Below are 20306 nucleotides of genomic sequence, written 5' to 3' on the forward strand. Positions count from 1 at the left end.
TGCCACAATGCGGCACGCTTCTCAAGGGAGTTGGCCACAGTGACCTCTCGCACCGGGCGGCACTTCTTACAGATCCCGGGCCCCACCAACATCCCCGACCAGGTGCTCCGCGCCGTCTCGGCGCCGACGACCGACCACCGCGGCCCCGAATTCGCCGCGCTCACCACCGAATTGCTCGCCTCCCTCAAGCCCGTCTTCGGCACCTCCGGTCCCGTCGTGATCTTCCCCGGCTCCGGTACGGGCGCCTGGGAAGCAGCCCTCGTCAATACGCTCAGCACGGGCGACCGGGTGCTCTGCGCGGAGACCGGCCACTTCGCCACGCTCTGGCAGCGGATGGCCCAAGACCTTGGCCTCTACGTCGACTTCATCCCGGGTGACTGGCGCCACGGAGCCGCCCCCGAGGGCATCGCCGAACGGCTGGCCGCCGACACCGTCCGTACGATCAAGGCCGTCTGCGTGGTGCACAACGAGACGTCGACCGGAGTCACCAGCAGGGTCGCCGACATCCGGCGGGCCATCGACGCCACGGGACACCCGGCGCTGCTCCTGGTCGACACCGTCTCCTCGCTCGGCTCCATGGACTACCGCCACGACGAGTGGGGCGTGGACGTCACGGTCGCCGGATCCCAGAAGGGGCTGATGCTCCCGCCCGGCCTCGGCTTCAACGCGGTCAGCGACAAGGCCCTGGCGGCCTCGCGCACCGCGCGCCTGCGCAGGTCCTACTGGGACTGGCGGCCGATCCTCGAGGCGAACCGGCGCGGCTTCTTTCCGTACACTCCCGCCACCAACCTCCTCTACGGCCTCGCCGAGGCGCTGCGGATGATCGAGGCGGAAGGGCTTCCCGCGGTCTTCGCCCGCCATGACCGGCACGCGCGGGCCACCCGAACCGCCGTACAGGCATGGGGACTTGAGGTGCTGTGCGCGGACGAGCGCGAGTACTCGTCCGCGCTCACCGCCGTCCTCCTGCCCGACGACCAGGACGCCGACAAAGTGCGGGAGATCATCCTGGAACGCTTCGACATGTCGTTGGGGGCAGGTCTCGGAAAGCTCGCCGGGCGGATCTTCCGCATCGGTCACCTCGGCCACTTCAACGACCTCGCGCTCGCGGGCACGCTCGCCGGCGTGCAGATGGGCCTGCAGCTGGCGGGCGTACGCATCGATCCGAGCGGGCTCGCCGCCGCACTGGACATCCTGCGAGAGCCCCATGGATGAACAGGCCACGGGCGCACGCCGCCGGGACGAGGTGTCGCGCAGCCTTCAGCACCGGCTCACCCAGGACCTCGACGGCGAGGTCCGGTTCGACGACTACACCCGGCACTTGTTCGCACGCGACGCCAGCATGTACGCCATCACACCTGTGGGGGTGGCCTTCCCCCGGCACGACGGCGATGTCGCCGCCGCCGTCGCCGCGGCCGCCTCCCACCAGGTGCCCGTTCTCCCGCGCGGAGCCGGCACGAGCCTGGCGGGCCAGACCGTCGGACCCGGTCTGGTCCTGGACCTGTCGCGGCACATGAACCGCATCGTGGAGCTCGACCCGAGCAGCGGCACCGCCGTGGTGGAGACCGGTGTCGTGCAGGACCAGCTCAATCGCGCCGCGGGCCCATGGGGCCTGATGTTCGGCCCGGACACCTCGACCAGCAACCGCGCCACCATCGGCGGGATGATCGGCAACAACTCCGCCGGCAGCGGTTCGGTGCGCTACGGCATGACCATCGACCACGTCCGCGCACTCGACGTGGTGCTCTCGGACGCGACCCGCGCCCACCTCGCCCCGATCGACGAGACCGAACGAACGCGCAAGGCACGCCTGACCACCCTGGAAGGCTCCCTCTACCGCGAACTCCCCGCCCTCGTACGGACCAACGCGGCGGCGATCGCGGAGGGATTCCCCGCTCACTGGCGGCGCGCCTGCGGCTACCGCCTGGACCGGCTCGCACGCGAGGACACCCCCTTCGACCTGGCCAAGTTCGTCGTCGGCTCGGAAGGCACGCTGGCCGTGGCGACCACGGCCGTGCTCGACCTGGTGCGCAGGCCGCGCCGCACCACGATCGCCGTCGGCCACTTCACCTCCGTGGCACACGCCGTCGAGGCAACCGAAGACGCCCTCGTCTGCGACCCGGCCGCAGTGGAACTCATGGACCGGACGATCCTCGACCTGTCGCGCCGCAAGATCGAGTACGCGGCGCTCGGCGACCTCCTGAAGGGTGACCCCGAGGCCCTGCTCTTCGTGTCCTTCACCGGCGAGGAGGAGGCGGAACTCCTCGACCGCATGCGGCGCCTGACCGCCCTCTGGTCCCGGCACGGCCACGGCTACCACACCCTGCAGGCCGTCACCCCCGCCCAGCAGGCATCGCTGTTGAAGGTCCGCAAGGCGGGACTCGGCCTGCTCATGGCCGCCGGCGAGGGCACCCGACGCCCGCTCGCCTTCGTCGAGGACACCGCGGTCGACCCGGCCCAACTCGCCGACTACACGCGCCGGTTCAAGGACGTCCTGGACCGGCACGGCATGACGGCGGGCTTCTACGGCCACTGCTCGGTCGGCTGCCTGCACATCCGCCCCTATCTCGACCTCGCCGACCCGGCGGACGTCAGCCGCATGCGGGCCGTCGCAGAAGAGATCAAGGACCTGGTCGCCGAGTACGGCGGCGTGAACTCCAGCGAGCACGGCGACGGCCTGGCCCGCAGCGAGTTCAACCGCGAGATCTTCGGAGACAAGCTGTACGAGGCGATGCGCCAGGTCAAACACCTCTTCGACCCCCATGGCGTACTCAACCCCGGTAAGATCGTGGACGCCCAGCCCATGACGGACAACCTGCGCGACGCGTCCCTGCCCCCCTCCCCGCCCCTGCGCACCCGCCTCTCCTTCGAGGTCGTGGGCGGCGACGGCGGCGACGGCGGTGGCATGCGCGCGGCAGCCGACCGGTGCATGAACATCGGCCTGTGCCGCAAGACCGGCAGCGGCGCCATGTGCCCCTCGTACATGGCCACCCGCAAGGAGGAGGACTCCACCCGCGGCCGCGCGGGCGCCCTCGTCAAGGCCCTGTCCGAACCCGACCCGCACACGGCCCTGGGTGACGAGCGTCTGCACGAGATCCTCGACCTGTGCCTGATGTGCAAGGCGTGCAAGAGCGAATGCCCCCTCGGCGTCGACATGGCCACCCTCAAGAGCGAAACCCTCTCGCACCACCACGACCTGCACGGAGTACCGCTGCGCAGCCGCCTCTTCGGCGCGATCCGCACCCTCAACCGCCTCGGCTCCGCGACCGCCCCCCTGTCCAACCTGCCCGGCCGTCTCACCCCACTGCGCCACCTCATGGAGCGCCTGCTCGGCATCACCCCGCAGCGCCCACTCCCGGTCTTCGTCCACCACAATCTGCTGCGCTGGTCCCGCCACCGTCACCGCCACCGCACACCCTCCCCGTACCCGACCACCCACGGGACGCTCACCTACCTCGCCGACTCCTTCACCACCTACACCGAGCCCGACATCGGCCGGGCAGCCATCGAACTCCTCGAACGCGCCGGGTGGCGCGTGCAGTTGGAGAGCGGAGGCTGCTGCGGCAGAGCGAGCCTGTCCAAGGGCCTGATCGACGACGCGAAACACAAAGCCCAAGGGCTCGCCCGCAGACTGCACCACTCGACCGCACCCGACTCACCGATCGTGGGCTGCGAACCGTCCTGCCTGATGACGCTGCGCGACGAGCACCGGGCCCTGCTGCCCGACGACCCCGCGGTCGCGGATGTCGCGGGTCGCATACGCCAGGTGGAAGAACTACTGCTGGAAGCCATCGACGCGGGGCGCCTTACTCTGCGCGAGACGTCCTGGCTCACCGGCCGCAGACTCCTGTACCACGGCCACTGCCACCAGAAGGCGGAGGTGGGAACTGCCGCAACCGTCGCACTGCTCAACCGCATCCCGGGCGCGACGGTCGTCGAACTGGACGCCGGCTGCTGCGGCATGGCCGGATCCTTCGGCTTCGAGTCCGAGCACTACGAGATGTCGATGACGGTCGGTGAGGACCGTCTGTTCCCCGCGGTCAAGGCAGAGCCCACCGACACGGTCGTGGTCGCCACCGGCGTCTCCTGCCGCCAGCAGATCTTCCACGGCACCGCGCGCGATGCCTGGCATCCCGTTCAGCTGCTGCGCGAGGCGGTGCTGGTCGAACGGACACCGCAGGGCTGACTGGGAACGCGTCGCCGACGGGTCGAGGAGCGCAGCCGCGTGCGGAGCGCGCCCGTCACCCCGTCCCGCGAGCCCCCAAAGCGCCCTCGCTGTGCGCCGTTCGCGCGATGGTGCCGCACCGCTCTGTGGCTCAGCATCGAGAGCACCACCACCGGAAGGGAGTGCCATGAGGTTCACACGGCGCCTCACCACCCTGGCCATGGCCCTGATGACGGCTGCTGGTGGCGGCCTGCTCGCGGGGGCGGCACCCGCAGGCGCCGCCGCCCCCGACCCCGGAAGCCTGTTCCGCAACACGGGCAACGGCCTGTGCATGTCCACAGCCGCCGACCCCGCCAACGCCTTCCAGGGCACCGCCACCTTCGCGCCCTGCGACCTGGGCGATCCCCGCCAGCGGTGGCGGTTGAACCTGGCGAACCAGCCTGCCTGGCAGATCGTCTCCGTCAGCACCGGCAAGTGCCTTGCGGACGTGGCCGGTTGGGGCCTCGCCTGGCTCGGCACCTGCGACCCGAACGACGTCAATCAGTTCTGGCACTTCAACGGAAACAACGCCGGGGACCTGTTCTGGGTGTCGCACGACGACGGGAAGCTCCTGAGCACGCCCTACCGGGAGGGCACGTCCTATGTGACGGTGCGCAACGACCTCGACCCCAAGGACGTCCGCTACAAGTGGCGGCTCCTCAGCTGACGGGGCAGCGAACTGGCTTATGCAGAGGGAGGGGGAGTGCTTTGACCGGTCGCTGTCGCCGGGCGGGCCCCGCCGACTGGTGGAGATTCACGAACGCTAAGCTCTGCGTCTCATGGGGATACCGATCATGGGTTCGATGGGCCAGGGGCAGCCCGCGTGGGTCCCGCCGACCGACGTCGAGCGGGCATTGTTCGACGCCAAGTCGCGCGGGGACTGGGACGGTTATCTGCGCGTCCTGCTCGGAGTGGACACCCTCGCGTACGCCGACCGGGAGAAGGCCGACCGCAACAAGGCAGACGGCGGCTGGCTGACGCACCGGGCCGACGACGGGCAGACGTACTTCGCCGTCTACACACGTGGCGAACTCCTGCCCCGCCGCCCCCAGGTGGTGGCCGTCGCGGTGTCCGTGCCCCTGCCCGCCATGGAGTGGTGGGGCGGCGAGACGGACGAGCTGAAGGGCATCATCGTCAACCCGGGCACGCCCACAGAGGGCCGCTTCCCCGACGCCCGCAAGAAACGCCGCCAGTGGAAGGCGCTGAAGAAGGACGTTCCGCAGCGCGGGCACGACGACGACGCGCTGATCACCAAGTACACGGGCCCGCTGCACGGCCCGCTCGCTCACGGCCTGGCCTGCGGCACACATCTGGCCGTGCACCGGCAGGTCCTGTGGAACGACATCGGCGACGTATGCGTCGACTACCGCGACGACGCGGAGGTGCTCCGCGACTCGTGGGGCACGACAGAGCGGGCGGCCTGGGTCGGGCAGCTGAACTTGCTGCTGGCGGGGCAGAACAGCCCGCCGGAGCCGGAGTTCGCGCTCAGCGTGCGTCGCGAACTCGCCGCCCGCTACCCGGGCGCGCACGCCGATCCGCAGGCGTGGCAGGGCGCGGCCGCCGACGCCCTGCACCAGCGCGGCGCGGGCCAGGAAGGGATCGCCCGGGTCCTGGACGCCATCGGCAAGATCACCCGCTATGAGGCCCGATTCCGCGCGGACGGCATCCTGGCACCGGACGGCTATGTGTCCTCCGCACTCGGATACGACTACGGTCGCGCGGTCAACTACGCCCGCTGGGGCCTCGGCGCGCGCTTCGCCGAACACGCGGAGGTGGAGCAGGCGGTGCTGCGCGCGGGCGAGCTGTGCCGCGAGACGTACACGTCATGGGAGGAGTTCTCCGCGGGCTACATACTCGGCCGGGTGCTCCGCTTCGACGAGGAATCCTTCGGGCACATGTACTCCTCGGCGGTCACACCGCACCGGATCCTCACCACGGACCCCGCGAGCCCATGGCGGAACATCCCCTTCCGGCCGGCCTAGAGCCTGGCGGCGCATGCTGACCTTGAGGGGTGTTCGGCGGCCACAAGGCGGCTGGCGAGCCATCGCCTGGAGCCCTGGCGTTGTGGCCGGAGAGTACAGACAGGAGCTTCCATGTCCGAACGGTCCGAAGAGGACGCCTCGCGCATTCCCATGACCGCAGCCGAGATCGAGTCGGCCCACGTGAGCGCGCCGCCCAAGCTCAACGGCCGGGTCACGCTGCGGGAGTACGACTCGCGGTGGCCCGCGGTCTTCGAGCGGGAGGCCGCTCTGATCCGTGAGCGGCTCGGACATATCAACCACCGGATCGAGCACGTCGGCTCCACGTCTGTGCCGGGCCCGCCCGCCAAACCGGTCATCGACCTGCTCCTGACCGTCCCCGATTCCGGAGACGAGGCCGGCTACGTACCGGCGCTGGAGAGCCTTGGCTTCACGCTCGTCATCCGTGAGCCCGAATGGTACGAGCACCGGCTGCTGCGCAAGCACGACCTCGATCCGAGCAGCGAATCGGCCAACCTGCACGTCCTGCCCGAAGGCTGCCAGGAAGCCGACCGCATGCTCCGGTTCCGCGACCGGCTGCGCACGGACAACGGCGACCGCACGCTCTATGCCGAGGCCAAGCGGTCGTTGTCCCAGCAGTCCTGGGAATACATGCAGAACTACGCCGACGCCAAGTCCGAGGTCGTCGCGGGGATCCTGGAACGGGCGATGGCCGGGGGCAGACCAGGGCCGGACACGCAGCTCATGCGGCCGTGACCCGTCGTGCTGGTCAGGCTGTCCGCCGTGCGGCGTCGTGCAGGTGGTCGACCATCCAGAATTCCTGCACTCGTTCGCCGTCACCGGTCATCGCCGTGACCAGGCTGCTGAAGATGTCCGGGAGCCAGTCCGTCGTCGTGGGCCGGTGTGCCGCGACGCACTGCGCGAGGACGCCGAAGACAATGGCCTGCCGGAAGGTGCGCTCGGAGGGGCGTTCCCACTCCGGGACGAACTCATCTGCCTCGCCGGCCCGGAGCGCCTGGGCCTGGGAGAGGGCACGATGCTCCGCGGCGGTGAGTTCGTTCCGCAGCCGCGCTTGGGCGGCAGGTGAGGTGTCGCTCATTGCGAGGGCGGCCGTGGCCAAGGGGTGCGCACGCAAGTCGGCGTGTTCCACGGCCAGTTCCAGGGCGTGGCGGCGCATACGCCCGAGCAGTGCGGGGCCGGGATCCGCCAGATAGCTCACGAAGGGCTCCCGCTTGAGCAGCGGTGAGTCCATGAGTCCCTGCGCCAGCAGGTACCGCGGTACGGGCGTGATCGCCACGACGCGATGGGGGCCGCGTGCCCACGCCTCGTCGAACTGCGCGCCTGTGGCACGCTCAACAGCCGCAAGTCCCGAGCCCCAGCTGCCGTCCACGCCCAGAGTCAGGCCCTTCAGCAGGGGGTCCCAGGCGTGCGGGCGGGCCCCGAACGGGTCCTCGGGGACCACCATGTCGAGCGCGCAGGAGACCAGGCCGTCCTCGGCCAGACTCAGTTGGGACACCGCGTTGACGTTCCAGAAGGCGCCGGCGGTGCGGCCGAGGCGGGAGAGCGGGCGCAGGACCTCCTCGCGGGACCCCTGATAGTTGTTGTTCTCCACAACGACGACTGTCGGTCCCGACCGGGAGACCAAGATGGCGTCCCCGTCGTCGTACTCGCACAGTTCCTCCAGGCGCAGGGGCCGGGCCCGCTCGGGATCGCCGCCGAACAGCCGTATCACGGCGTCCTCGTCGTTGCTGCACACGACGGTGAACGTGGCCGCCACCTGAAGTCCCCAGTCGGTGAGGCGGTCATCGAGGAGTTGGGGTGAAGTCATGCGGAGATTGTCGCCGCCGCCACTGACAAGGGCCGAGTCTCCTTCTGAGAGGGAGCCCGAGGCGGAACTCAGGTGTGTCCCGCCACCTCACTGGCATAGGACGCACGGCCGAAAGCCAGGCCGGCGCGGACACGAACGAGAGCGGGAGAGCGCCGTATGAGGAGCCGAGCGGAAACGGCAAGAGTGGTCATGTGGAGCCTGGCGCTGGGCCTGGTGACACTGGTGCTGGTCGGCTGCACACCGCTCCTGCTGCAGTGGGCCTCCTCCCGGAAGGTCGACTGGGGCAAGCTCAGCGAGATCAGCCAGGCATACAGCGCGGTCTCCGTCGTCTTCTCCGGCGTCGCGCTGTGGGGGGTGGCCCTGTCCATCGCCTACCAGGTGCGTCAGACCAAGATGGGGCGCGAGGAGGTGCGCCGATCGGCCCACCGCGAGCTGCTGTTCAGGGCGTTGGACGATCCTTCGCTCGTGCCGTGCTGGGAACCCCCGCGCCCCGGAGACACCCCGGAGACCTGGCGACGGCTCGTCTACACCAACCTCATCATGGTCGCTTGGGAAGCCGACTACCGGAACCGGCGCCGCGACGACGCGCTGCGCCAGGAACTGCAGACGCACTTCACCGGTGAAATCGCCCGCCTGCACTGGGAGCGAGGACGTGACTGGTGGCGCACCTATGCCCGTGCGGAGAAGGACAAGGCCGCCCTGCGGTTCGTCGAGATCGCGGATGACGCGTACCGCAGCGCCGTCGTCGAAGGACCGGCGGTCCCGGCCGCCGACTACTTCACGCGAAGCCGCCCGTAGCCCTGGCCCTGGCCCTGGCATGGGCCCGGGCCCTGGCATGCCGCCCCGCACCGCGGCGACGGACCGCCCATACGTCTCCGTCAACTCACATGCACGCGCGCTGACTTGTACCTTCCCGCCATGTCGATCCCTGGCGGGTGAAGCGCTCCGCCGAAGCCACAAGTAGTTGATCGAGTAGAGACCAAAGTCCCTATCGCCCAGGGCAGATCGCCGATTGCATGGCTTCCCAGGACGTTTCCCCCGTACCGTCCCTACTGGATTGGGATCTCCATGAGTCAAGTCTCTCGACGGCGCGTTCTCACCCTGGCTCCCGCTGCCGGCCTCGGCGCGGCCGTCCCCGTCTCCCTCGTGACCGCGAGCGCGGCCGGCGCGGCCTCAAGGCGGCCGAACTCCCCACGACAGGCCGCCAAGAAGGGCGCCACCCGCTCGCTCCAGGAGATCACGGACGAGTGGGGCAAGTGGATGGCCCGGGAACGCTTCCCCGGCTCCAACGGCTGCCGCTTCACGGCCTCCACGGACTACGGCCGGCAGAGCTTTCTGAGCGACTACCACCAGTACCAAGTGAGCACGAAGTACAGCGGCATCACCTACGACCCCAACGCCCCCTCGCCGGTCCCGGGCCAGGTCAGCTCCGTCACCACCAACTACCGCAACGGTTCGACCGTCGAGCAGCTCGTCACGTACAAGCAGAGCAAGACGACCGAGCAGGACCTGCGGATCTCGGTGACCGAATCGCTGAAGATCGGCGTCTCCGTGGAGGTGTCGGCCGAGATACCCGCCGTGGCCAAGGTCTCCGAGACCACCTCCATCGAGACCAACCTGTCCTCCACACAGGAGTTCACCCACAAAGAGACCCAGACCTGGGGCGTGGACCTCCCGCTCAAGATCCCGGCCAAGTCCCTCATCGAGGCGTCGCTCGTCATCGGCACCCAGAAGTACGACATCGACTGGACGGCGACCGCCAGCCTCAAGGGAGCCGTGGCGGTCTGGTTCAACGACAAGGTCGATCTGAACCACGACGGCGACTACCACTGGCTCTGGTTCGTCCCCATCGAGGAGGTGTTCCGCGACTGCCGGACGAACGGAATCGTGGACACCACCGGCTACGAGATCACCGGGGACGGCGTGGACGCCTTCGCCAGCGGCACGTTCAGCGGCGGCCAGGGCACGTCCGTCAACGTGAACGTCGTCCAGAAGGACCTCAACGGCAGGCAGCGCAGCAGCGCACCGCAGTCATTCGCCGTCCCCTTGAACCAGGACGGCAGGAAGGTCGTCCGCTCCGGCCGCTGACAGTCGGCTCCTGGTAGCCGGCGCGCGGCGAAATGGCGTACGCGAGCACCTGGTTGCACTGCTGGTCGTACTGCTGGGCCAACAACTCCCAGCAGTACGACGCCGTGTCGCCGAGGAGCCGGTCAAGCCACCGCGGAGACGGTCAAGTCACCGACGGGAGCAGGAAGAGGTGGATCGACTGGTCCTTGGCGCGGTACCGGTCGCTCGCCGCGCCCTTCTTCGCCCGGTCCGAGACCACCACCACGTGGTCGGACGAGACCCAGGAGACGCCTTCGGGGGTGCCGTAGACGGTGCGCCCCTTGGCGTCAGTGGGCAGGCGGTAGACCGTGCCCTCGTCCACCTGCCACTTCTTCGTGGAGAGGCGGCCCACCCACAGCGCGGACGACGCCTGCGACAGTACGGCGATCCGGCCGTCGCGCACGGAGAGGCTGCTGTAGTCCTCGAAGGGCAGGGACGCGGGCAGCCGTATCGTCGCCGTGCAGTCCCACTGGTCGGCGCCGCTGCGGAAGACCTGGATGCGGCCGCCGCCGGGCCGTCGGCCCTCCTTGCCGCCCGCGCAGCGGTTGCCCTCGCACAGGCCGAGCAGGTACCCGACTCCGTTGCGCTCCACCCACTCCAGGCCCTCCATGCCCTTGTTGGCGTCCGTCAGCGGGAAGTCCAGCAACGCCGAACCGCGGAGCCGCAGTCGGCTGTCGTGCTCCTGAACCCGGGCGCGGAACCCCTTGGGCTTGATCGGAACGGCCTCGCTCAGCGTGAAGTAGCGGTCCTTGACCGGGTCGTGAGCGAGATCCTCGTAACCCTCGGCCTCCGTGCCCTTGCCGCTCTGTGAACGCCCCGCTGCCTTACGCCTGTTGGGCACCTGCAGGACGCCGTTCTCCGGGGACTTCGGGGACAGCTCGCTGCTGATCCTGATGAGCGAGGTCAGGTTGTCGCAGACGACGAGGAAGACGCCGTCGCGGTAGAGCACGCCGCTCGCTTCGAGGCGGCTGCCCGCGCTGTCGCCGATCAGGTCCTGGATCTTGGCTTCCTTGACGAGGCGCAGCTCCGGGGGCTTCGCCTTCTTCGGCTGCTTCTTGGCGGTGGTCATGACGGCAGGGCCTCCATGGCGCCGGGGAAGACGGCACCGCTGGCGCCGTTGGGGTAGGTCTTGCGGAGCTCTGCGAGCTGCTGTCGGGCGCTGTCGTAGCGCATCCGCGTGTAGTGGTAGATCCCGTAGGTGAACTGGGCGCCGCGGCTGAGCTCCCACTGGCGGTACGCGGCCCGGTACACCTCGTCGTTGGTGAACTGCCGCCCGGTGAAGGGCTGTCCGTGCGGGCTGTCCGACTCGAGGTACGCCGAGGGCGCGATGCGCTGCCACAGGCCCTCACCCCCGGAGCCCTCGGCGCCGATCAGCGCGGCGACGCGCTGAGGGCCGAACTCCGTGTCGAGCAGGTACTCCAGGTGATCCAGGTAGTACTGGCAGAAGTCGTGGTGGCGCAGCAGGTTGGTGAACAGCGGCAGCCGTGACACGTCGTGCGGGGCGTGCGTGATCCGGCAGTAGCCGCGGGTCATCGCGGGCCAGTCGAGCAGGTCCGTGTACTGCCACGGGGTCGCGAAGAAGTCGATGCCCGAGCTGTTGTCGTAGTCCCAGGGGATGAACGTGAAGTACGGGCGGGACGTGAAGCCCTTCGCGTCGCCGAGCCGCCCCGAGTTGTAGAGGTAGTAGTTCGACGGCGTCGCGAAGTAGTTGTCCCAGCTGCCGAGGAGCACGTTGGCGCCCGCCCAGCGCAGGAAGGCCCGCACGTCCAGGACGTTCTCGACGGACGAGCGGAAGGCGTCGGAGGCGAACGCGCCCTCGCCGCCGCTCAGTTCGACCCCGTTGACCGCGCGGATGAGGGCGGCGAGGTCGTCGTAGGTGTTGGCGGCCGGGTCGTCCTCGTTCGTCTTGAGGCGGTACGTCCTGTCGTCCACCGGGCTGCCCTCGGTGAAGTACAGGCGACCGTCGTCCGCGCCGCCCGTGCCGGTGCGGTGCTCCAGGGTCGCGCAGCCGACGTCACCGCAGTACGCCTTGTAGAGGTTGCCCTCGGAGTTCTTGCCGAAGTGGTCCTTGAGGAACTTCTTGTCGACCTGCTCGATGACGGAGAACAGCCCCATGTAGCGGTCGTTGAGGAAGAACATGGCGTACGTGTGCTGCGCGGCCGGTATCCCCGCGCGCTCGAGGAGCCGCCACGCGACGGCCTCGCGCATCTGCGAGGGGTCGTTGTACATCGCCTTGAGGTTGACCCGTTCCATGCCGTGCAGCCGGTCCTCGCTCTCCCCGACCTCGAAGTCCACCTTCCAGGAGCGCTTGGGCGCACGCGCGGTCATGTTGCCGCTGTTGACGAGGGAGAAGGAGGGCGTCGAGAGCAGCAGTTCACCGGGGGACTCGCTGCGGGCGAGCGTCAGTCGCGCTCCCGGCGGCGCCACCATCACCTTGTCCGCTGTCAGCACACCGGGCGGCCAGCCGGTGACCTTGACCTGATACAGGTCGTGAGCGAAGAATTCCGTTTTGTCCCGCGCCGCCGCCACGAAACTGTCCACGGCTTTCCCGGCCTCGGTGAACTGCCCCTGCGGATCCTGGAGTACGAGCTTTCCGTCCGCCGCGTCCACGTCGTGCTGCTCGGCGATCAGCAGGTCGAACAGCGCGCCGAACTCGGCCTTGGTGCGCAGTGCGGCGTCGGTGGGCCCCGCCGTCGCGTTGGCCTGCTCGGCGAGCCGTCGACCCGGGCCCGGCGGCAGGTCACCGGGCACGAGGGACCGGTTCTTGAACGCGTCCCGGAATGTTGCCTTGTCGATCGTCCTGTCCACGGCGTCTCCCCAAGGGGTGCCAGAAGGTGAGCTTCCTTCTCTACGCCCGGTGACACATGACCGCCAGCGGCAGAACCGGCCAGGGAAGTGGCTCGTGGAGCGGGCCCCGGCAGGGGTGGCAGGCGACCGGTCGCCTGCCACCCCTGCATCACGCCGCGCGTGGGCGTGGTGCGGCGAGGCGCAGTGCGGTGCAGTGAGGTGCTGCGGTGCGGGTGGCCCCGGCACCGGGCGCTGAGCAGGCTGCGCGCCCGCGCTGAGCAGTGATGAGGCGGGGACCGCCGGGATGCGAAGGCGTGCTCTTATGCCGCTTGTGATGAGCTCTTGAAGTCCACGGCAGCTTGCGCCTCACGGAGCGCCTTTTCGGCTTCTCGCCGCGTCTCGGCCGGAACATCGCCGAGCTCCTTCACCAGGGCGGCGTACACGGGGACGTCAGACGCGGGCGAACGGTCCTGCTGGCTCACTGCTGTGCTCTCCATCTGTGGCGGAAACAGCTGGCGAGTCTAACGAGAACCACAGACGTGGTGATCGGCGACCACCCCTCGACGGCGATCACCCCTCGACGGCGACCACCCCTCGCCAGGGTGCTGCCCCAGACTGTGCCCGACACCGCCATGCTCGCGGTGGTCCGAGGCTGAAGCGCAGACGGCTGCCTTCGTGGCCGGGCAGGGGGGGGCGATGAGACCGTTGACCTTGGCCTGGGTGAGGCGGCACCTGGAGGTCGGCGAACGGATCGTGAGCACGGAGGCGCTGCACGGCGGCATCACTGCCGACATGCGGAGGCTGACCATCGCCGGGCGGAACGGCGGCACCCGTGACCTGGTGCTGCGGAGTTTCGTCGACCCGCTCTACGCGGGGCGCGCCGAGGACGGGCTGAAGAGGGAGGCCGACGCCCTGACCCTGCTCACGAGGACCGACGTGCCGGCTCCTGGACTGGTCGCTGTCGATGCTGCTGCCGCGCAGTGTGAGTACCCGTCGCTCCTGATGACGCATCTGGCGGGCCGGACCGTCCTTGACGACGAAGGGCTGGAGGCGCGCGTTCCTCTACTGGCCCGCCGACTCGTGGCGATCCATGCGGTGCGACCTGTCGAGCAGCCCAGGGAGTATGCGGCGCTGACGGCCGCCGACACCGTCGTGACTCCCCAGGGCGCCGACGCGGCGGTGTGGGCCGCGGCGATCGACGTGATCCGCAGGCCCGCGCCACCCTATGAAGGGCGATTCCTGCACCGGGACTTCCAACCCGGCAACGTGCTGTTCGACGTGCCGCAGTCGGCTCCGACGAGCGCGCGGATCACCGGCGTCGTCGACTGGGCGGGTGCCTGCCGGGGCCCGGCGGATCTCGATGTGGCGCACTGCTCGACCAATCTCGCGCTGCTGCACGGCCCGGTGTGGGGTGAGCGGTTCGCCGACGCGTATGAGGCGGCGGGCGGGGTGCTGGCCGCGGCCGCGAGTGAGCGGCTGTACTGGCGGGTGCGGGACGCGCTGGCCTGCTCGGAAGAAGTACGGCAGGTGGCCACGCCATGGCGGAAGGCGGGGAGGGCGGAACTGACTTCGCAAGCCGTGGAGGAGCGGCTGGATGCCTATGTCACCAGCCTGATGGACGCTCCGGGCTGAACCATTGCAGCCCGGGGCGCGGGCCGATGGCGTGTGCCAGGTCCGGCCGAGCCGCTGACACGCCCGCACCGGGGCACCCTCAGTGAGCGCGCGGGCGGCAACGCTGTAGCTCGGGGGCTGGCCTGCCGGTCACGAGTTCGTCTGCGATGAGGCGTCCGACGGTGGGCGCCAGGGCGACGGCGGAGTGCATGACGGCGACGTAGACGGATCGGTCGTGTGTCGCGTATCCGATGACCGGCCCGTGCGCGGGCATGGGGCGTCTGCCGGTGCGGTGGCCCAGCAGGCGGCACTGGTCGCTTCCTCGGAAGGCCGCCTTCATGTGCTGGAGCGCGTCTTGAACGGCCTGTTCACGCGCTGCTGCGCCCTCGACGTGCGGCACGACCATCAGGAGGTCGCCTTCCCGGACTTCCCGCACCTCGAAATAGGGCCGCGCCACGATGGTCTTGACCAGGCCGGGCGGTGCTGAGACTCGCGCGAGGGTCGCCGGGGAGGCGGCGATGTCCAGGTCGGCTGAGAGCGGCTCGCAGAGCTGGGGGACGCCCGTCCCGGCGGTGAGGACGACGGTGGTGGCGGTGTGGAGCCCGGTCGACGTCAGCACTCCCTCGACGTGTCCGTTGGCCACCCGCAGTGAGGTCACGGTGGTGTCGTGGAGCACGGTTGCTCCGTGGGCGTCGGCGGCTGCTACCAGTGCGTGGGTCAGGGCCTTCGGGTCGACGCCGGCGTCGCTGGGGGTGTGGACGGCATGGTCGGGTGGGTGCCGGAGGTGGGGCTCCAGGGCTGCGATGTCACGTCGGCCGACGCGGAACTGGCCCGGCCCCGGCCGCGAGTCCTTGGCCGGTGCGTCGCCCCAGGACAGCGAGCCGGTCCGGCGGACAGTGACGTGGGGCAGCTCGTGCTCCAGGCGTCGGTAGTCCGCCAGGACGTACTCGCGGAGGTCTTGAGCTCCACCGGGCCAGTGGCCTCCCGAGCCGCGGATCCAGGCGAAGGAGTCCGCGGTGACCCCGGAGGCCGGTGCGGGTCCCCGCTCCAGCAGCGTGACCGGGACACCCTGACGGGCCAGGTGGTAGGCCACGGAGGAGCCGATGATTCCCGCTCCGACGACAACAACGCCTGACATGAGGTCCTTTGCGATAGATCAACGACCATTCAGGTTGTGGCTGCAGCCGTAGCACCACCTTTCACGTCGCAGACGGCGAGATCACTCAGTCGAAAGGCCCGACCGTGATTTGGAGTGCCACCTTGCCGTCTTCCTTGTGGACCTGCGCACCGAGGACGGACGGTTCGGTATAGCCGTCCTTGAGGTCGACGGCCAGGATGCAGCCGGATTTCTGGGTCATGCACGTGGCATCTATGCCGTACATCCCGACCGTTGAGACGCCCGGCACCGTTTCCAGCCATGACCTGATCTCGTCTCTTTGCCCGGAGCTCGGCGCGCCGGTAACGGGATCTCCCCCATAGATGACTCGCGCCCGGTCGCCGTCGACACGGTCTTTGGATTTCACGGTGAAGTCCGGTGGGTGGCCCATGTCCTCAACGGCTCGGAGATTGTCCTCGTACGCTCCGTCCCCCTGACCGGGGATCAGTAGCGCGGACGCCACGGAGGCCAGTACCGCCGCGCTGATCCACGCGATGCGACGGGCTGTCCGACGGTGGGCGACGCGGGGCGTTCCCGCAGGTGCCGTGGGTGCCGTGGGTCGACGTGCCGGTCCTGCCGGGGGCGGCGTGGCAGGGGCCTGGGCGGGCGCCGTGGGCCAATGGGCCGGGTCTGCGGGCGGCGTGGCAGGGGGAGTCGGCGGGGCGTTGGGGGCCGGCTGTGCCTCGGTGGGAGTCGGCTGCGCCCTGGCGGGAGTCGGCCGCGCCTTGACGGGAGTCGGCCGCGCCTCGGCCACCTGATCCAACTGGGCCTGCAGTTGCTCCATGGTCAGACGGTCGGCCGGTTCCTTGCGGAGCAGGCCCTCCAATATGGGGGTGAGGGGCCCGGCCTGCACGGCAGGGGCGGGGTCCTCGGTCACGACGGCGACCAGGACGGCGCTCGGTGCCGTCCCCGCGAAGGGCGCGTGCCCTTCCACGGCGGTGTAGAGAGTGGCACCCAGTGACCAGAGGTCGGACGCGGCGGTGGCCGGATGGCCCCGCACCTGCTCCGGGGCCATGAATGCGGGCGTACCCATGATCATGCCGGTGGCCGTGAGGGTGACGTCTCCCTCCAGGGCCGCGATCCCGAAGTCGGTCAGGACGGCCCGCCCGTCCTCGAGCAGGATGTTGGCGGGCTTGATGTCGCGATGGGTGATTCCCCTCCGATGCGCTGCGCTCAGCGCGGCGGCCACCTGTCGCCCGATGTCGGCGACGTGTTGCGGGGACAGGGGGCCCTGCTGGTCGAGCAAGTCGTCCAGGGACCCCCCGGCCACCAACTCCATGACGATCCACGGCCGCCCGTCCGCACCGGTGACCCGGTCGTGGACGGTCACGATGCCTGGATGCTTCAGCTGCGCGGCCGCCCGCGCCTCGCGCCCCAGCCTGGCGATCCAATTGGCCCGCTCCTCGGCCCCCAGGTGCTCGGGCAGGCGCAACTCCTTCACGGCCACGTCCCGCCCCAACTGCTCGTCGTAGGCGCGCCAGACCGCGCCCATCCCGCCTTGACCAAGCAAGTCGGTCAACCGGTATCTGCCCGCGAGGAGTTGCCCGTGATCGTCGTCCACGGACGGAATATATCCAGGGGGCCTTGGAGGGCGGAGCCGCTGTCCCAACTCCGGGACGCACACTGCCACAACTCGGGGAAGCACACTGCCTCAACTCCGGTCAGCAGCAGGGCAGAAGACCGTGCCCCTGCCGACGTCCACCGTCTCAGCGCACCTAGCGGTGGCCGCATGGAGTGGCCGATTGGAGCCAATCGTGCCGACTTGCCTGAGGTGCGGCTGTGCAGGCAATAAAGTGACCGACCATGGCGACGCGGCGGCGCAGTGGCGACGGTGCCACACGTTTGCCCAGGTGGCTGGCGCGGCTCGAACTGGCCCTGCCCTCACGCCAGTTGGTCTACGTCCTGACGGCGGTCGTCGCGTTCGCGGTCGGGGCGATGATCTCCACGGTCGTCGACCCGTGGCTCGCCCTCCCCGGGATCGTCCTCGCGGCCGCGCTCCTCTGGTTCATCGCCGTCACCACAAACCGGTCGCTGTGGCTGATGATCCCCTTCGCCCTCGCCACCCTCGCCCTCGGCGTCTTCGCCCTGTTCCTGGCCCAGGACCGGGCGTTGACCGACCGGGGCAGCTGGGCCGAGCTGACGATCGTCGACAAGTCCCGCAGGAGCGACAACTTCTACTGCCAGGTGCGCTACCCGGACGGCCATGTCATCCAGGGATCGATCGAGGGCTGCACCAGCAGGGAGATCGGTGATCGCATCCGCCTCTTCGTGGACCCCGAGCTGAAGGCCGACCCCAGCACCACCGGACCGCGGGTCGCCCTGTGGATCTGGTCGGCGGCGGGGGCGGACATCGTCTTCACCGCGTGTGTCGTTCTCGCGGCGGTCCAAGGGGTGCGCAGGCGGAGGCAGTTGGCGGCGAGCACGTAGGGCGGCTACTCGGATACCGAGTGGCCGGGCGCGCTCACATCACAAAGGGCGGCCATCACAGGCCGAGCCATCCGTGCACGCGCCCTGTCACCAAGAGGCGGCAGGGTGCGTGCAACAAGGGGATCTGCACGCAGATCCGCCGGGAGGCACACCGGGTAGTGCGCCCTACTGCGGGGCCTGGAAGCCGCCGATCTTCTGCTCGAGCAGTTCGGCCAGCCGCAGCGGGGTGCGGTCCTCGAACATCGGGCCGATGAGCTGCACTCCCACCGGCAGCCCTTCGGGGGACCGTCCCGTTGGTATGGCGGTGGCGGGCAGGCCGGGCATGGTGGCCAGACCGGCCCAGACGAGCTGGTCGAAGTACGGGTACGCGACGCCCTCGACGTCGATCCGGCGTTCCATCGGATTGGGGTGGTGGTCGTGCGGGAACGCGGGAGTGGGCGTGATGGGACACACCACGGCGTCGAACTCGGCGAAGAGCTGCCGCCAGCCGTGGCGGTGGAGCTCGCGACGGTTGTTCGCCTCCATCCAGTCGCGGTGGCTGAACATCATGGCGCGCAGCCGCGTGGCGTCGAGGCTCTGGTCGTCTGCGCTCAGCGCGGCGACGCGGGTCCGCAGCTGCTCGTACGCTTCGACGGGAAAGCGTGCAACGGAGCTCGAAATCAGCAACTGCATGTAGAGCGTGGCGGCTTCGGTCAGATCGGGCAGCAGCGGAGTGTGCCGTTCGACGCGGGCGCCGCCGTCGGCAAGGGCGTCGGCCACCCGGTTCACGCCCGCCCGCACAGCGGATCCGGTCGCGATGAGCGGATGCTCGTCGATGACCAGGACCCGGAAGTCGCCGAGCCGCTCGTGGCGCGCGGGCGGCAGCGTCACGTCGTATGCCACACCGTGCGTCAGCGGGTCCGGTCCGGCCATGACGTCGAGCAGGAGCGCGAGGTCGCGGGCGCTGCGCGCCATCGGACCGACGACGGCGAGGTCGAGGTCCACCGGCAACGGCGGTGCCGGCGGCACGACCATGCCGCGGGGCGCCGCCAGTCCGAGTGTCGGCTTGTGGGCGTAGATGCCGCAGAAATGCGCGGGGGTACGCAGCGAACCGGCGATGTCCGAGCCGATGGACAGCGCGCCGAATCCGGACGCCAGGGCCGCCGCTGATCCTCCGGAGGATCCGCCTGACGTGCGAGCGTGGTCCCACGGATTGTTGGTGGTGCCGTAGATCTCGTTGAAGCTCTGGATGTCCTGCAGTCCCAAGGGCACGTTGGTTTTGCCGAGCACCACTGCGCCCGCTGCCTTGAGCCGCGACACCTGTACGGCGTCCTCGGCCGGCACGAAGTCCCGTTGTTGCGGCAGGCCCCAGGTCGTGGGCAGTCCAGCCATGTTGTAGGACTCTTTGACCGTCACCGGAATACCGAGCAGCGGCCGGTCCTCGCCGCGGGCGCGTGCCTGGTCGGCATCGCGCGCGGCGGCCCGCGCACGGTCGAAGTCCGGCACGCAGATCGCGTTGATGGCCTTGTCGTCCCGCTCGATACGGGCGATCGCTTCATCGGTCAGTTCCGCCGAGGTCACTTCACCGGCACGCAGTGCGGCCGTGAGTTGTTCGGCCGTCTGAAATTTCCACTCCATGAATCCGACCGTATGGGCCCCTTGAGCAGGGCACGAAATGCGGGTTCGTGCAACGGGATGGATCTCTCCATACGCCTCAATTCCCCTCCGCCCACGGCCGATCCGTCCGGTCGCCGACGATGGCGACGTGCGACGTGCGACGTGCGACGTGCGGCGGACGGGGGATGGCGGGGGGAGGGCGGAGGGAAAGGTGAGCGGCTCGTGGAGGTGGGTTGCCGCGATGCAGTCCCGTTCTCAGCGGGCCGGGATGTGCGCCTCCCCGAACAGGCGCTTGGCCATGCCGAGGCGTTCATACGTGGCGATGGCCGACGCGTTGCCGGTGCGCACCATGAGTGCGGCCCGGCCCCGGCGCCGCCGCCCACCTCGCCGACGAAGCCCGCCCAGCGGTGGTGCACGCCCGCGCGCCCCGGCTGCGCGTAGGAGTCAGGGAAGAAGCGGTCGAACAGCGATGTCGCTGCCTTCTCCTCGCTTACCAGGGACGGAGGACCCTAAGGAGGAGGCGCAGTTAGGGTGCGCCTCTCCTCGAGTGAGCTCGTCGGTCAGGCTGTGAGGGCGTATCGGTCCTGGCCGGGGCTGGGACAGAGACGTTGGTGT

At 69.6% G+C, this 20306-nt stretch carries 16 protein-coding genes; 9 read left to right on the plus strand and 7 right to left on the minus strand.

Features of this window, described 5'->3' with window-relative positions:
- Nucleotides 1-39: 39 nt before the first annotated feature.
- From ACQB60_RS34470 to ACQB60_RS34490, 5 genes are all read left to right on the plus strand, one after another.
- The gene (locus tag ACQB60_RS34470) at nt 40-1212 is read left to right on the plus strand and encodes a pyridoxal-phosphate-dependent aminotransferase family protein (protein WP_496930055.1); all 1173 of its coding nucleotides are present in this window, start codon (nt 40-42) and stop codon (nt 1210-1212) included.
- Entirely contained in the window at nt 1205-4183 is a 2979-nt protein-coding gene (locus ACQB60_RS34475; protein WP_496930056.1) for an FAD-binding and (Fe-S)-binding domain-containing protein, read from the plus strand. Before ACQB60_RS34470 ends, ACQB60_RS34475 begins: the two co-directional genes overlap by 8 nt.
- Nucleotides 4184-4349: 166 nt before the next feature.
- Entirely contained in the window at nt 4350-4868 is a 519-nt protein-coding gene (locus ACQB60_RS34480) for an RICIN domain-containing protein (protein WP_496930057.1), read from the plus strand.
- 112 nt (nt 4869-4980) lie between these two features.
- Complete coding sequence (locus ACQB60_RS34485; RefSeq protein ID WP_496930058.1) at nt 4981-6183, plus strand: DUF1266 domain-containing protein; 1203 nt, start codon at nt 4981-4983, stop codon at nt 6181-6183.
- Between the two features lie 111 nt (nt 6184-6294).
- Entirely contained in the window at nt 6295-6936 is a 642-nt protein-coding gene (locus tag ACQB60_RS34490; RefSeq protein WP_496930059.1) for a GrpB family protein, read from the plus strand.
- Between the two features lie 13 nt (nt 6937-6949).
- On the opposite strand, the gene ACQB60_RS34495 is transcribed toward ACQB60_RS34490, so the two are convergent.
- Nucleotides 6950-8008: a DUF6461 domain-containing protein gene (locus tag ACQB60_RS34495; RefSeq protein WP_496930060.1), complete on the minus strand. Its 1059-nt coding sequence runs from the start codon at nt 8006-8008 to the stop codon at nt 6950-6952.
- A 189-nt stretch (nt 8009-8197) separates the two neighbouring features.
- Between ACQB60_RS34495 and ACQB60_RS34500 the strand changes: the two genes are divergently transcribed.
- Entirely contained in the window at nt 8198-8806 is a 609-nt protein-coding gene (locus ACQB60_RS34500; protein WP_496930061.1) for a DUF6082 family protein, read from the plus strand.
- Between the two features lie 270 nt (nt 8807-9076).
- Entirely contained in the window at nt 9077-10096 is a 1020-nt protein-coding gene (locus tag ACQB60_RS34505; protein WP_496930062.1) for a cytotoxin leucocidin, read from the plus strand.
- A 142-nt stretch (nt 10097-10238) separates the two neighbouring features.
- Here the strand turns inward: ACQB60_RS34505 and ACQB60_RS34510 are convergent, their stop codons facing one another.
- The 3 genes from ACQB60_RS34510 to ACQB60_RS34520 all read right to left on the minus strand — a co-directional run bounded on the left by ACQB60_RS34510 (nt 10239) and on the right by ACQB60_RS34520 (nt 13383).
- A complete protein-coding gene (locus ACQB60_RS34510; RefSeq protein WP_496930063.1) occupies nt 10239-11183 on the minus strand; it encodes a hypothetical protein in 945 nt (314 codons plus the stop codon).
- Nucleotides 11180-12922 carry a CotH kinase family protein gene (locus ACQB60_RS34515; RefSeq protein ID WP_496930064.1) on the minus strand — a complete coding sequence of 581 codons (1743 nt, stop codon included), beginning with the start codon at nt 12920-12922 and terminating at the stop codon, nt 11180-11182. Before ACQB60_RS34515 ends, ACQB60_RS34510 begins: the two co-directional genes overlap by 4 nt.
- Nucleotides 12923-13221: 299 nt before the next feature.
- The gene (locus ACQB60_RS34520; protein ID WP_496930065.1) at nt 13222-13383 is read right to left on the minus strand and encodes a hypothetical protein; all 162 of its coding nucleotides are present in this window, start codon (nt 13381-13383) and stop codon (nt 13222-13224) included.
- Nucleotides 13384-13597: 214 nt separating this feature from the next.
- Between ACQB60_RS34520 and ACQB60_RS34525 the strand changes: the two genes are divergently transcribed.
- Nucleotides 13598-14533 carry a phosphotransferase family protein gene (locus ACQB60_RS34525; protein ID WP_496930066.1) on the plus strand — a complete coding sequence of 312 codons (936 nt, stop codon included), beginning with the start codon at nt 13598-13600 and terminating at the stop codon, nt 14531-14533.
- Nucleotides 14534-14612: 79 nt separating this feature from the next.
- Here ACQB60_RS34525 and ACQB60_RS34530 read toward each other — a convergent pair whose 3' ends face one another.
- Together ACQB60_RS34530 and ACQB60_RS34535 are read right to left on the minus strand one after the other, a co-directional pair.
- Nucleotides 14613-15650: an NAD(P)/FAD-dependent oxidoreductase gene (locus tag ACQB60_RS34530; protein ID WP_496930067.1), complete on the minus strand. Its 1038-nt coding sequence runs from the start codon at nt 15648-15650 to the stop codon at nt 14613-14615.
- Nucleotides 15651-15735: 85 nt separating this feature from the next.
- Nucleotides 15736-17229: a serine/threonine-protein kinase gene (locus ACQB60_RS34535; protein WP_496930068.1), complete on the minus strand. Its 1494-nt coding sequence runs from the start codon at nt 17227-17229 to the stop codon at nt 15736-15738.
- A gap of 281 nt (nt 17230-17510) precedes the next feature.
- Here ACQB60_RS34535 and ACQB60_RS34540 point away from each other — a divergent pair, with 281 nt between their 5' ends.
- Complete coding sequence (locus ACQB60_RS34540) at nt 17511-18095, plus strand: hypothetical protein (protein WP_496930069.1); 585 nt, start codon at nt 17511-17513, stop codon at nt 18093-18095.
- 165 nt (nt 18096-18260) lie between these two features.
- On the opposite strand, the gene ACQB60_RS34545 is transcribed toward ACQB60_RS34540, so the two are convergent.
- Nucleotides 18261-19712 (minus strand): amidase, encoded by a 1452-nt coding sequence (locus ACQB60_RS34545; protein WP_496930070.1) that lies wholly within the window; start codon nt 19710-19712, stop codon nt 18261-18263.
- Nucleotides 19713-20306: the final 594 nt, after the last annotated feature.

This window comes from Streptomyces odontotermitis (assembly GCF_050510915.1).
Lineage (GTDB): Bacteria > Actinomycetota > Actinomycetes > Streptomycetales > Streptomycetaceae > Streptomyces.

What these genes read in the sequence shown, in the direction of transcription:
- ACQB60_RS34505 (WP_496930062.1), top strand. Translation starts at nt 9,077, where the DNA reads ATGAGTCAAGTCTCTCGACGGCGCGTTCTCACCCTGGCTCCCGCTGCC.
- ACQB60_RS34495 (WP_496930060.1), bottom strand. Translation starts at nt 8,008, where the DNA reads ATGACTTCACCCCAACTCCTCGATGACCGCCTCACCGACTGGGGACTT.
- ACQB60_RS34525 (WP_496930066.1), top strand. Translation starts at nt 13,598, where the DNA reads ATGAGACCGTTGACCTTGGCCTGGGTGAGGCGGCACCTGGAGGTCGGC.
- ACQB60_RS34490 (WP_496930059.1), top strand. Translation starts at nt 6,295, where the DNA reads ATGTCCGAACGGTCCGAAGAGGACGCCTCGCGCATTCCCATGACCGCA.
- ACQB60_RS34475 (WP_496930056.1), top strand. Translation starts at nt 1,205, where the DNA reads ATGGATGAACAGGCCACGGGCGCACGCCGCCGGGACGAGGTGTCGCGC.
- ACQB60_RS34485 (WP_496930058.1), top strand. Translation starts at nt 4,981, where the DNA reads ATGGGGATACCGATCATGGGTTCGATGGGCCAGGGGCAGCCCGCGTGG.
- ACQB60_RS34480 (WP_496930057.1), top strand. Translation starts at nt 4,350, where the DNA reads ATGAGGTTCACACGGCGCCTCACCACCCTGGCCATGGCCCTGATGACG.
- ACQB60_RS34545 (WP_496930070.1), bottom strand. Translation starts at nt 19,712, where the DNA reads ATGGAGTGGAAATTTCAGACGGCCGAACAACTCACGGCCGCACTGCGT.
- ACQB60_RS34510 (WP_496930063.1), bottom strand. Translation starts at nt 11,183, where the DNA reads ATGACCACCGCCAAGAAGCAGCCGAAGAAGGCGAAGCCCCCGGAGCTG.
- ACQB60_RS34500 (WP_496930061.1), top strand. Translation starts at nt 8,198, where the DNA reads ATGTGGAGCCTGGCGCTGGGCCTGGTGACACTGGTGCTGGTCGGCTGC.
- ACQB60_RS34530 (WP_496930067.1), bottom strand. Translation starts at nt 15,650, where the DNA reads ATGTCAGGCGTTGTTGTCGTCGGAGCGGGAATCATCGGCTCCTCCGTG.